The 13,818-nt window shown below is 46.0% G+C and carries 6 protein-coding genes; all 6 read left to right on the forward strand.

The features are described from left to right. The first annotated feature begins 8 nt into the window (after window positions 1-8). Window positions 9-3,842 carry an S-layer homology domain-containing protein gene (locus INF28_RS10910; protein WP_226393494.1) on the forward strand — a complete coding sequence of 1,278 codons (3,834 nt, stop codon included), beginning with the start codon at window positions 9-11 and terminating at the stop codon, window positions 3,840-3,842. 110 nt (window positions 3,843-3,952) lie between these two features. Beyond that, window positions 3,953-7,069, forward strand: coding sequence for an immunoglobulin-like domain-containing protein (locus INF28_RS10915; protein ID WP_226393495.1), 3,117 nt, complete (start codon window positions 3,953-3,955; stop codon window positions 7,067-7,069). 513 nt (window positions 7,070-7,582) lie between these two features. After that, window positions 7,583-7,867 carry a hypothetical protein gene (locus INF28_RS10920; RefSeq protein WP_226393496.1) on the forward strand — a complete coding sequence of 95 codons (285 nt, stop codon included), beginning with the start codon at window positions 7,583-7,585 and terminating at the stop codon, window positions 7,865-7,867. A 202-nt stretch (window positions 7,868-8,069) separates the two neighbouring features. Then, window positions 8,070-8,213: a DUF3789 domain-containing protein gene (locus tag INF28_RS10925; RefSeq protein ID WP_226393497.1), complete on the forward strand. Its 144-nt coding sequence runs from the start codon at window positions 8,070-8,072 to the stop codon at window positions 8,211-8,213. Between the two features lie 59 nt (window positions 8,214-8,272). Continuing rightward, the gene (locus INF28_RS10930) at window positions 8,273-9,142 is read left to right on the forward strand and encodes a DUF6017 domain-containing protein (protein WP_226393498.1); all 870 of its coding nucleotides are present in this window, start codon (window positions 8,273-8,275) and stop codon (window positions 9,140-9,142) included. Between the two features lie 97 nt (window positions 9,143-9,239). Next, window positions 9,240-13,682, forward strand: a complete 4,443-nt coding sequence (locus INF28_RS10935) for an Ig-like domain-containing protein (RefSeq protein ID WP_226393499.1) — start codon at window positions 9,240-9,242, stop codon at window positions 13,680-13,682. Window positions 13,683-13,818 lie beyond the last annotated feature (136 nt).

A 13,818-nucleotide genomic window follows, 5' to 3' on the forward strand; every position in this document is an offset into this window, starting at 1 on the left:
GGACAAATATGAAACTATTTCGCAGAATGAATGTCATAACACTGGTTACCCTTATGTTGATAAACGTGTTTGGCGGGTTTGCCGGACAGGTTAATGCTGAGGATTGGGATGCGGAAGATTTGGCATCCATAGAACATATCACAAACTTCGTGGATGATGGGCAAACCCTCTATAGCGACGAAGAATTTTATGGGCAGTATGATGAAAACACTCAGCAATGGATACACCCTGGGTATTTAGCCTATGACAAGTATGAAGGGCTGCTTCCTGTACAGGAAGCAGCCAAGGAAGGGAATTATGCTGTAGCAAAGGAGGAACTGCTGGAATTCCATCGGGAACTGTATAAGCTGTATTCTCCTGCCTACACCAGTACAACGCCTACGACGCGGCAGTTGTACAGTGCTTATGCGATTAAAAATAATTTTCAGTTGAATACCTTTATGGTTCCTGCAATTTGGGGAATTCCTGCGCTTTCAGATGAGTGGCAAGTGATTGAAATCGATATCACAGACCGAATGCCTACCATTTTAGCGCAAGCGGAGCCGGTTATCTCTACAGAACTTTTTGGACTTAAAAAGGATGGTACTAGTCTTGAATTTGAGAGCATCAATGCAGGCGGAGATCATCCTCCGGTGGTGGAGGTGACTTCTAAGGGCGTGGTTCAGACCATTACCGCAACGGATGATGCAACCATTTCCCCGGAGGACAACTATAAGACGAATTATGGATTAGAACCTGTTTTAAAAGCGGAAGAGAGTGTATCTTCTATTGGACTCTCCCGTTTGGCAGACAGCAATACAAAGCGTTCTTTGATTAAGTTTGATTTTTCATCGGTAGATGCATCAACGATGCCTACCAAAGCAGTGCTGAAATTGTATGGGAGAAATGCCAGCGGCGTAGGAAGTGGAGAACTACTTGCGATTGAATATACCAACAATGCCTGGGATGAAGAAACGGTGACTTTTTATGAAGGCCGGCCTGGGTCTACCATGGAGCATGCTACTTTTTCCAATTACGGTGAAGATACTTTCTTGTTTGATGGTGGTGTGGCACCGGATATGGATGGCGGTACGAGCGTGTTTGCTTACCGTTATCCGGAGGAATTACTGCGTTTTTCCTGGGCTACTGTACTGGGGCAGCTATATGCATATGAACAGGACGAGGAATATGCGCTGACTTTCTTGGATCAGTGGGTTGGTTATCTGGAACAGCGCGGAAACACTCCCCGATACGATAAGACCCTGGACGCTCATGTGAGAGATCTGGAAGTGTTGAAAATTTTAAGTGTCATGATTGACAGCGAATATCTTACGCCGGACATTTGGTCATCCACCATGAAATATTTTCAGATGGAGGCCCGGGCACAGATCGATGGGGGAAATGATGTAGGAAACTGGGGTGTTTATCAGATTAATGGTATGGCAGCAATTGCAACTTACGCCCCTGATTTGTCAATATATGATGAGTTGATACAAGTGCTTTACAACTGGTCAGAAGCCAAGATAGAGGAAGCATTTTATACAGATGGGAGCGCCCATGAAATTGAGTGGTCCTACGCATTTACCAGTACGTTTAACCAGCTGTTGGACGCGAACTATCTGTTGCAGAACGGTATTACAGACGATTCTATCTTTCCTGATACAGTAAAAGAGCAGGGGCAGAAAATCATGAAGTATTTTGCTTCTTTTCTGCTTCCAGGCGGCGGCAACCCTCAAGTAGGCGACGGAACAGGATATACCGCAAATTCTTATGCAGGAAAAACCAGAAATGCCCGCTTAAATGCAGCGTTTGATATTCCTTTCTGGCAATGGCTTGGTTCAAATGGGGCAGAGGGGGAAATGCCGGATTGGACTACCATTCGGTTTACCGGATCCTCTGATCCGGATGAGTTTTTAACCGGCGTATATATCAGCCGGACAGATTGGAGCGACAAGGCGCTGTATATGTATACCGATGTGGATGGAAATATGACCCCTGGCCATGGACATCAGGATGATAATCAAATGATTGTCAAGGCTTATGGACAATATTTGCTGGTTGACAATAGTTATTCGTCTTATGCCAACAACCGTGTTCCTTTGGACAGTACCATGTATCACAATACAGTGACAATTGATGGCACAACGCAGTCCATGGAAAAAACTTCATGGGAGCTTTCACAAACAGAGCCGGTGGAAAAAGAAAAGCGGTATGAAACCAATTATCTTTATGATAACTTTACGTTAATGACACCGCAGAATGCGGATAATTTTGGATTGCATACCAGAAACACGCTTTTTAACAGAACCGGAGGATTCTGGATTGTCAATGATTACTTGGAACCAGAGAAAGAAGATGTTTCCCATTTATATTGGCAGCATTGGCATATGCTCCCCTCTGCAAACCCGAGTATGAGCAATGGAGGCACGGGAAGAAGCAATTTCTCTAATTCGGCAAATATCCAGATTGCGCAAGCAGACATGGAAGGGGTAGAGGCCACCGTAGAGAATGGATATTTTGGTGGCGGCACTGGTGTTCTGTATGATTCGCACTATCTGCGGTATGAGAAAAATGCGTCCGGAATCACTACTTTTAATACAGTGATTTATCCAGAACGTTTGGGTGAAACAGCAGATGTCAGCGCTTATGAATATGACTTGCAAGACGTTACGGATGACGGTGCAATTGCGATGAACATTAGCATCACTAGTGACGCTGGTACATATGTCGATGCGGATTATTATTTGGTTCATGACCCGGATCAGCAGCAGGAGCGGACCTTTGGTTCGTATCAGACTGACGGCCGTTCGACTTATATCAATCGTGATATTACGGGGAAGGTTGCCGAAGTATTTGTACAGGATACCTCCAAGGTTACAGATATAACAACTGGTACGGTTCTTTTTCAGTCTTCCAGTCCCGTTGCCGAACTGGGGTATAAAAAGGAAGGCTCTAAACTTACAATATCTTCATCGCAGGACATTGATCTTGAAAATATGACTCTCTATATGGAAAAGATCAGTGATATCCGGCAGGTAGAGGTAAATGGCCAAAATGTTGATTTTAAAACTTCAGGCCGGTATATTTATTTTGGCAATTCGCCAATTTTAACAGACACGGAGTACAATCCTGAGCCAGATAAAAACAATAACACCGGGGGCAGTACAGGAAGTGGCGCTCATGCATCTGGTTCGGGTGCTGGCGGCAGAGTTCCTGGGACAAGTAATCCTGGTAGTTCCGTAACACCTCCCATAGATTCTGATGATGAGCTAGATGACAATAATACTGGAGATGATTCGATAGAGAATATTCCAGCTGCATTTCAAGAAGAGCTGTCAAACCACTGGGGAACCGAAGAATTGACGCAGGCGGTTCGTGAGGGGATTTTACAGGGATTGGATGAAACAACTTTAGGGCTTGATGAGACAACCACTCGTGCCCAGTTCGTTACTCTTCTGGTTCGTGCTTTGAATCTTGATTTGGTGGAGTACAGTGATTCCTTCCAAGATGTCAGCGCAGAAAGTTGGTATGCTTCCTATATTCAGACAGCCTTCGACGCAGGGTTAATTAACGGCATTGACGAAAGTATATTTGCTCCTGAGGAGGCTATTACTCGGGAGGAGATGGCTAAGTTGCTGGCTCTTGCCTACCAGCGGATTACTGGAATAGAAGAATTGGAAGCAGAACCATCTGGTTATGCTGATGAAGAGGAAATTTCTGATTGGGCAAAACCCTATGTTGATTTTACTAAAAAGGTGCAGATACTCCTGGGAGATGAGGACAATAGATTTCGTCCTGTGGAGAGTGCAACACGGGCTGAGGCGGCGGTTTCTGTTCTCCGGATGAAGCAAACGAAAATGTAGATGGTCTCTGGAAAAGCATAAATGATAAGACCCTTTTAGCATATAGGTGTTTTTCATTATTTGGGAACGATGTTCTGTAGAATACAATAATTTATAATGGAGGTATGATTATGAAAAAGGCAAAAAAACTTATTTCTGTGATCTGTGTGTTTGCATTCATGGCTACATTGTTTGTCTGGCCATCGGCAGTCACAGCCGCAAATCCCAATGAAATTTCCTATGACTTTACCACGCAGGCGGGGATTGACGCTTCAGGTCAGGGAGCAGTGGTATCCTTTGATGCAGAGAAAAACGCATCAAAATTTACCGGTGCATTTAATGCGTATTTTACCAATGCTGATTCGAACAAAAATGTCCGGATCACAGAAATGGAATTTGAGTACAACACACAGGGTGGACTTTCTTTGCAAATGCGTAACGGGAGTACATCTGCTGTGCTGGGAAACCCTCTTGGAATTGCGGACAATAAAGATATTATATTCGTGTATCTGGGAAGTGAGACCCACGGGCTGACTGTGGAAGATGGACACAAGTATCGGCTTGCTTATGTCTATGATTATGTAACGCAGTACATTACTGGTTTGGCCTGGGATCTTACCGGAGAAGAAGAGGAACTGTTATTCTGCAATACCACCACGTATCCAAGTTTTGCAACCTTTGGCGGATATAAGATCGAGCCGATAAGCGGGTTTGATGGATGGATCTACAATTTCAAATCGTATGAATTATCACAGGAAGAGTATCGAGCACAGCCGTGGCATGAGGGATTGGTGCATTTTGATTATACCAAGTACCCCACATGGAGCAAAAACCTGCGCTGGGCTGCCAATTTTGGGAACCAGCGACAGGAAGTCCAGCTTGCGGACAGTTCGACGATTTCAGCAATGGCGATTAAGACGAATAAAGAAAGCTATTTCAATAAAGATGAAAAAGCGGTCACTGATAAAAGAATTGAGTGGAATATTGGCTTGGTGATCCCGGAAAGCAGTGGTATGGAAATACAGGGGACATTTGGCCCTCTTGATTCTTCTACAGGCCGGTTATCCAGTTCTTTAGCACAATCGCTGGTTAATTTCCAAGATGGAAAAATATACTTTGGAGATTCGACAGAGGCTGGCACCTATACAGCCAGTGAGCGGATTTGGCTGGAATTGGCAATTGAAGCTGCTGTCGGAACTTATACGGCGACAGTTAAAAATCAGACAGGTGAGACGATTGCAAGTATAGAGGAGGCAAAAGATTTGCCGGAAGGCGCTATTGGGCAGATTAATCTGATACCGGTAGTGATAGACACGGTCTATCCTTATATAACAGAACTGCAGCTGGATATTCTAAAGGGCGAGATGAAACATGCGGAACCACAGAGTGATGGCAGTTTCCTGATTGCCAATTTCCTGGATCAGGCAACCTGCAATGCCTGGGGCAAGGGACCAGGCAATGACAAACTCCCTACCATAAGTTTTGATCGAGGTGTCTACCTTGATGGCATTGGATATGAGATGGATTTTGCCACAGACACTGGCGGATCGTATATGAGTAACAAACCGGAGTCCTTTTATGGCTTGGATTTTTCAGACTATAGCATGCTGAGAATTTCTTTCACCTTGACTGTCAGCAAGCCTGGTACAACGACGCCGGAAGACAGAGATATAGACAATTACTTTACTGTGGTTTTGTCTACAGGAGAGGAGGCAGGGTATTTTGAGACTTACAAGCAAAATGAATGCCTTACCTATGAAATCCCTATGGCGGAGCAAGAAGTGAATCAAAAGGTAGAATTGATTCTACCTTTGGATGAGTTTGTAACGCAGTTTGATGGCATGTCTGGCGGCGTACAGGGCGAGAAGGATGGCATCACGCCTTTGAGTGATATTAAGTCTATTTCCATTCTTGGCGCCAGTATGGCAAAATCAGAAGTTGGCGGTGTTGGCAATGGCCCGGATGTTTGGGCAATTACCAATTCCAAATGGTCCAGCAATCAGACTTGTGGGTTGCGGCTTCATCAAATTGATTTGGTAACAGGGGCCTCTTTGGCAAACAATGCCTTGGCAGAGCATATGGCGCAGTATACAGAAAAGCCCATTTCTGCTGGCCCGATTAGCTTACCGGGCAGCATTACCGGCGGTACGGTCGAATGGTCCTCTGACCATCCGGAAATTATTGCATCGGACGGAACCTTCCAGCAGCCTGCAGAGTCTACGGTAGTGATGCTGACTGCGGCAATTACAGGGGATGATTTGTCTCAAGGTACCGGCGTGTATTACATCGGTGTCAAGGGCACAAATGCGGCATCGGATTATATGATTGCGGATTTCACCATAGCAGAACAGCGGGAACAATGGCAAAAATGGTCTTCGGATATGCAATCTGTAGGACAGGCGGTGGATACCGACGGCGGATATTATTATTACCGTAGAGCCGCATATGCTACAGGAGGAGGATATCTCAGCAATAACCCCGCGTTGTTTGCCGCTTTGGATTTTTCAGATTATAAGGCATTGAAACTGGATCTCAGTATCCAGAGTGAACGGGTAATCAACAACTACTTTACAATCGTATTGTCTACATCGGAAAATCCCGGTAAGGTGTTTAATACTGATGAATGTATTGCCATTGAAGTGGATATTAGCAAACTGCCTATTGGTTCAAGGACGAGCGTATATCTGCCGTTTAGTGAGTTTATTACTGAGTTTGACGGAATGTCTGGTGGTGTACAGGGTACGGCGGATGGCATTACCGATTTAAGTGAAATTCGGTCTATCAGTCTCTATCCCGGAGCCGCAAGACCGAATCCATGGAATGGAATTGGTGCGACTTCTGAGCAATTCCACTTGTATACTGACTGGGCATTTAAAGAGTCTTCGGGTGCTGATAACGTAAATTCCTGTACCATGCACCTATATTCAATTGAGGCACTTGTGGATGCGCCTACCGAATTTGATGTATATACAGAAAACGGTACGGCACTGGCTGATCTGGATTCTGCCGCTGCCGTTCATGGTGCGGTGACATTGTCTGCTGTGCCGGCTGATAAAGAGGTTTACACAATGACGGCTCTTTATCATAATGGACTGCTGGTAGACAGTGCGGTTCAAACCAGCACTGTTGGCGAGGGTTATGTAGAAACACCTCAAGTGAATTTTGATCCTGCCATTCATGACAAGATAGCAGTTTATATTTGGGATAGCAATTTTAAGCCTTTGCTGACCCATGTAGTGAAAGAATAGAAATAGGCTTTTCGGCTTATGCCGAAGCACCACAGATACTGTACCTGAAAACGGCTTGCGAAAATCCGGTTTTGCTATCTGAAACCGGGAAAAGCAAGCCGTTTTTATTAATGCATCTATTTTAATGTTGTTGTATACTTCGAAGAATTTGCCAGAAGCTATTTGCGTGGTAGGGCAATGGAAAAAGCGGTCTTGGTTATAAAACCAAAATCATTAAAAGGATGCCTCAAAATGAAAATGCAATATGGACTATTGGGATGAATGACTATATGATGGATATACTTGAATCTCAAAAAAAGATGTGGAAATAACAGTGAGTTTATTTTTGATGTTAGCCAGAAAGCGTACGGCGGCGCATTTAAACGATTTTGCGAGGCAAATAATATGCAATATGTTAGCCGTACGAACGGAGATATACGGTTGTTTCGATTGTTAAACAACTCTCGAGCGGAGATGTGAAAGAGATCGTAGGCCACAGAAAGAATATGGATACATTTGGTATATGAGCACGAAATGGATGGAGATAGAGCAATGGTATCAAAAGAAGTTTCAGAACTTTTTAAAAGTGTGTTATTTTCCTATAAAGAAACCCCTGCAATCCACGGATTACAAGGGTTTTTGATGGTGCGAGTGTTCTTACAGGACTTGCTCGCAAATGCAGTAAAATCAAGGGTTTCCGATAGTCAATACACAGTATTAACTCTAAAATTAAATATTTTTCTTCTCTCAAAATGCTTTGATTATAAAAAATCAAGGCATTTTTTGTTTTACCACACCGGCTTCATTGCCCCCTATTGATATATATTATAACATAAAATCCTTAGACGGTCAACAGACCGGAAAATTAAATTTTATGAGAAAGGATTTTCATAAATGAAACCAAAAAACAATAAGCAGCTATGCCCGACCTGCAAGACCGGGCAGGACACATATTTGCTGGATAACCGGAACCCGTTTTGCCCGTACCTGCATTGCCACAACGGGAAAACCTGTTCGGCATATGAACCGCTTGAAAATACGGACGGAGGAAATGACAGTGTTAGCTGCAACCGTTAGCTTTATTGCCGGAGCAGTATTCGGCGTAATGATTATGTGCGCCTGCATAGCCGCAGGACGCGCAGACAGAGAAAATAATACAAAGTAAAGGCGTTGGGACATGAAAATCCTGACGCTTTTTTCATTTCACGGAAAGGGGGATTTTTAATGGCGGTTTTCAGAATCAACAAAACCCGCGACTATACCGTAATGAGCAACTATCACTTGAAAGATACAAGCCTGACCTTAAAATCCAAAGGGCTGCTTTCCATGATGTTGTCATTACCGGAGGAATGGAACTATACCACAAGGGGGCTGGCAGCGATCTGCAAAGAGGGCGTTGACTGTATCGGGACAGCTTTGAAAGAATTGGAGCGCGCCGGATATATCCAGCGCAACCGTATTCGGAATGACAAAGGGAAAATCGTAGATACCGAGTATGTCATTTTTGAAAAACCACAAGCAAAACCGGATACGGAACAGCCATATACGGAAAACCCGTATATGGATAAACCGCATACGGAAACGCCGGGTACGGAAAACCCCGCACAATTAAATACTAATATATCAAATAAAGATTTATCAAATACGAATACATCAACTACTTATCCTATCAAATCTTATCAAAAAGAGGGCCGGGCCGTCCAAAAGAGCGGCAGGGATAAGATGGGATATGATGAGATGGACGCATACAGGGAGATTATCAAAGAGAATATCGAGTACGATATATTAACGGTCAAGCTGAAACAGGATATTGCAATGCTTGATGAAATTGTTGACCTCTTGACCGAAACGGTGTGTACGCAAAAGGACAGCGTAATCATTGCCGGGGACGTTTACCCGTCGGCGGTTGTAAAATCAAAGCTGCTGAAGCTAAACGCGGAGCATATCGAGTATGTGCTTGACTGCATGAAGTTCAACACCACGGAGGTACGCAACATTAAAAAGTATCTGCTTGCGGCGCTGTTCAATGCGCCCTCCACCATGGACAGCTACTATACCGCGCGGGTGAACCATGATTTATACGGCCATGAATAAATCCGTATACAGGCAGTACAGGCCGCCTTGACGGGCGGCATTTGATAAAAAAAGCGCTTTTTGAAAAAAGGAATTTTAACAAGGAGGACAAGAAAAAATGAAAACCAGAAACAAGGCAAAATCCGTTTTGTCGGCGCTGCTTGCGGCGGTATTCCTGCTTGGCAGCGCGCCGCAGATGACATTTGCCGCACAGTCGAGCGAATACACCGATCCTGCGGATAATTGGCTCAAAGCAAACGGCAGGACGAACGAATTGGACGCAAACGCCACGACCACCTATGAAACCGGGTACTGCACCGTATGCGAACGCGACACGCTGGGGCTTACCTACCGCGTGCCGGAATATACCCGTTCGGGTGAAACAGCGCTAAACCGCGGCGTCAAATATTCCGACGGCACATTGATTGACGGAAACGGCACGGGCAACTTGGACAATGGCACTCCCGGCATAGACGCTTTCTATACCGGCTATCAGTGGACCAAAAGTATATGCCAGACCTGCGGAACGCTCAACAGCATAGAGGGACCGGACATTTACAGCTTTAATAAAAATGTCTATACCCTCTATGGGTGCGACAACAACTTCTTTGTGGATTTCGACAACACCGAATATATCCCGTACAATGACGATTACCACACCACCATTTTGAAAAAGGGCAAGTATTGCCAGTTCTGCAAAGGGACGCAGGCAAGGGCGAGCGAAAATCAGGAACGCCACGACTTTACCGAAAGTATCGACGCACAAATTGGCAATAACCGCTTTTACGTTGCGGAAACCTGTGACGAGTGCGGGTATGAAACCAGCGAATACGTTACGGCGAAAAGCGTAGTGGCAAGCTATTATGGCGAAGCGGACGGCAGGGCGCATACCGTTACTGTTTCCGATCTATCCGACAGCGGCGTACATACTTCTATCCGTTACGGAAAATCGGCGGGAAACTGCAACCAGACTTCCGCGCCCAACTACACCGAGGCCGGATATTACCCGGTTTACTATGAAATTGACTACGAGTATGACGGTGAAAACATGGTGGAAAACGGTGTTTCTTACGTTTGGCTGCTGGAAGAAAACAATGCAGGCAACGATAACGGAAACGACAGCGCCGCCAACACGCCCCATGTCCACGATTACAGGTATGTAGAAACCGTACCGCCGTCCTGCACAGATTTAGGATTCGAGCGTTGGCAGTGCGACGGCTGCGGCAGGCTGGAAAAGAGAAACTACACCCCGGCAGCCGGACACGACTATGCGGACGTAACCATTCGCGAAGCGACCTGCAAACAGGGCGGGCTTGTGCTTACCATGTGTAAAAACTGCGGCGATTTCCATGAAACCACCACACCGACAGGCGAACATAAATACAACACAAAGGTACACAATCCCACTTGCCGGGAAGTCGGCTATACCGAGCACACCTGTGAGGTTTGCGGCGATAATTTTATCACCGATATTACAGCCTTGATTTCCCATGCTTATGAGCGTATTACAAAAGAACCAACTTGTACCGAACAGGGCTACACCACTTCAACCTGTACCATGTGCGGCGCAAGTTTCGTTTCTGGCTACACCGAGCCGACAGGGCACGCATGGGACGAAGGAACCGAGGTAACAAGTCCCACCTGTACCGGAGAGGGCGTGATTGAATTTCATTGCTTAAATTGCAACGAAAAGATGATAAAAGCGGAATCTGCAACAGGCCACACGCCGGGCGCGGCGGCAACCTGTACCGAACCGCAGATTTGTACCGTATGCGAAACGGTGCTTGCGCTTCCAACAGGACATCACTATGAAACAGAAATTGTTGCCCCCACTTGTACGGCAATGGGCTACACGGTTTATACCTGTGCCGACTGCGGCGACAGCTACACAGCGGACTTTACGGATAAGGCAGAACACAGCTATTCGGCAAATGTAACCGCGCCGACTTGTACGGAGCACGGATTTACCACTTACACCTGTTCCGTTTGCGGTGACAGCTATATTTCCGACTACACAGAAAAATTACCGCACAATTATGAAACAGTTGTCACACCGCCGACCTGTACCGCAATGGGCTTTACCACCTATACTTGTGCAGCCTGCGGTGACAGTTATGTTGGCGATTACACCGATATGACAGAACACAATTACAGCCAGCAGGTGATCCCCCCGACCTGCACCGATCAGGGCTACACGATTTACACCTGCCCGGACTGCGGAAAAGAGTATATCGGGGACATTACGGAGTGTCAGCAGCACCACTACATTGAAACGGTTACGCCGCCGACGTGTACGGAAATGGGCTACACAACCTATGTGTGTGAAACCTGCAGCGATACCTACAAGGATAACTATACGGATAAACTCCCTCACGACTATGCAGCAGTTGTAACGGAGCCGACCTGTACCGAACATGGATTTACCACATACACTTGTAAAGCCTGCGGCGACAGCTACACCAGCGATTATACCGAGGCGGCCGGTCACAAGCCGTCTGAATGGATTGTTGATGTTCCGGCAACCATTGAACAGGCAGGGCAAAAACATACCGAGTGTACTGTTTGCGGTGAAATTTTACAGACAGTCGAAATTCCCCAGCTTATAGACAGCGACCATTCGGACGAGGACGGCAATGCGGAAGTCGGCGGCTATTCTATCATTCTGACCGCCGAAAATGGAAAGCCGGTCTTTGACAGTGAAATCACCATTGACAAGGACGACAACGTAACAATCAAGCTGCCGGAGGGACGGCTGCTTGACTATGCCGACCAGACAACTATCACGGTATTTTATACCGAAACACAAGCACCGAAAGAGGGCTTGCAGATTTTTATTTATGACGCAAATAACAACGCAGCAACCGGAGCGACGGACGCAAACGGACAGCTCACCGCACCGAATAATCAAAGCTCAACAGGCGATGACAACGGCACAATCGGCACGGACGACGGCGAACAGAAAAAGACCTTTGTTGTAACGGTAACGGATAAAACAAATGTTGTGATTCCCAACTGCGATATTTACATCGGCGAAAGCAACAACCTTGTTGTGGATTTGCCGGAGGGTGTGAAACCGACAAGCGAATATCCGGTGATTATCACCGTAACAGATCAGAACGGTAATGCACAAACAGGTGTAACCGTGATTGCATTAGGCGACGCGGACTATGTGGAAAAAGGCGTGACCGATATTTACGGCAAAGTAACATTGCCTATCACAAACGAGGGATATACCGATGAAAACGGAAAAGTCAATGTAAGCGGTATCAATGTGATTGTGAATGACGAATTAGGGTTTATCCAAAATGCGTATGTGGTTTACAATGAGGACGGCAGCATTGCGGTGACATTGCCGGAAAATAAGGCAATCAGCCACGCAAACAGAATTAACGTAACGGTCTTAGATTCCGTCGGAAATCCGATTGCTGAAAAGACGGTAACGGTAACGGCCATTGCCGGAGCGTCATATACAGGATTGACAGATGAAACCGGAAAAATGGTTGTTCCCCCTCTATCCGAGGACTACACCGACAGCGAGGGAAAGGGAGTTGTGAACGGCTACAATGTTCTGGTAACAGACGAAACAAAGCCGATTGAAAACGCTTTTATCACGATTGCAGACGGCAAATTGAATATAAGACTGCCGGAAACATCAGTCATTGCGATTGAAAACCGCATTACTGTTACCGTAACGGACGGTGAAAACGCACCCGTCAAGGATATGCCTGTTACGGTGGTTGACAACACCGAAAAATCCGAGAGCAACCTCACAGATGAAAACGGCAAGGCTACCGTGCCGCCAACAAACATTGACCTCACAGATATAAACGGCTATGCCGAGGTGGACGGCTATGCAGTTACAGTCCAGAATGAAACGGGCTTTATCGAAAAGGCGTTTGTAACGCACCATGCAGAAGTGAAAAACGAGGACGGAACTGTCCAGACAGCCGAAAATATTTCCGTTACATTGCCTGAAAATATCAAGGTGGACGATTACAACAACCGTGTCACAGTTACGGTACTGAACAAGGCGGACAATACCCCTGTTTCCGGTATGCCGATTACCATAACCGAGGCGGCAATGCAGGTCGAACAACCAGAAGAAAGCCCCGCGCCGACAGCAGAGCCGGAGGCAACCGAAACGCCGGAAAGCACGGTAGAAACGGAACAGCCGGAAGAAACACCAGAGCCGTCAGAGCCGGAGCCGCCAAAGTCTGCAAATGGTATTACGGATAAAAACGGTAAAGTGACCGTACCGCCGTTGAATGAGGACGTAACAGGCGATAATGGCGACGGTGATATTACCGAAACCAACCCCGGCGAGGACACGGACGGGGACGGCGAGCCGGACAGCGAGGACAAGGAAACTTTCTACAACGTAACTGTGAAAAATGAGGACGGAACCATCGCAGGCGCACATATTAAAATTGAGGACGGCAAAGTAACCGTTGCCCTGCCCGATACACATACGCTGACAACCTCTAATCAGACCACAGTTACCGTCAAGGACAAAGACGGAAACCCGGTCATGATATGCACCCCAAAAGTTGGACATACATAGTTGAGATTATGGAGGTGTATATTATGGGCAAAGAATTATATTGTAAAGAAATAAAACTAGAAGCAGTACAATATGTTTTATCCGGACATTCCTATCGACAAGCTTCCGAGAAGTTTAAAATTTCAACTACTCCAAT

This window comes from Ructibacterium gallinarum (assembly GCF_014982785.1).
GTDB classification, from domain to species: Bacteria; Bacillota; Clostridia; order Monoglobales; family Monoglobaceae; genus Ructibacterium; species Ructibacterium gallinarum.

Coding starts and splice junctions, on each gene's coding strand:
- INF28_RS10910 (WP_226393494.1), top strand. CDS start 9: ATGAAACTATTTCGCAGAATGAATGTCATAACACTGGTTACCCTTATG.
- INF28_RS10930 (WP_226393498.1), top strand. CDS start 8,273: ATGGCGGTTTTCAGAATCAACAAAACCCGCGACTATACCGTAATGAGC.
- INF28_RS10915 (WP_226393495.1), top strand. CDS start 3,953: ATGAAAAAGGCAAAAAAACTTATTTCTGTGATCTGTGTGTTTGCATTC.
- INF28_RS10920 (WP_226393496.1), top strand. CDS start 7,583: ATGGATGGAGATAGAGCAATGGTATCAAAAGAAGTTTCAGAACTTTTT.
- INF28_RS10935 (WP_226393499.1), top strand. CDS start 9,240: ATGAAAACCAGAAACAAGGCAAAATCCGTTTTGTCGGCGCTGCTTGCG.
- INF28_RS10925 (WP_226393497.1), top strand. CDS start 8,070: ATGAACCGCTTGAAAATACGGACGGAGGAAATGACAGTGTTAGCTGCA.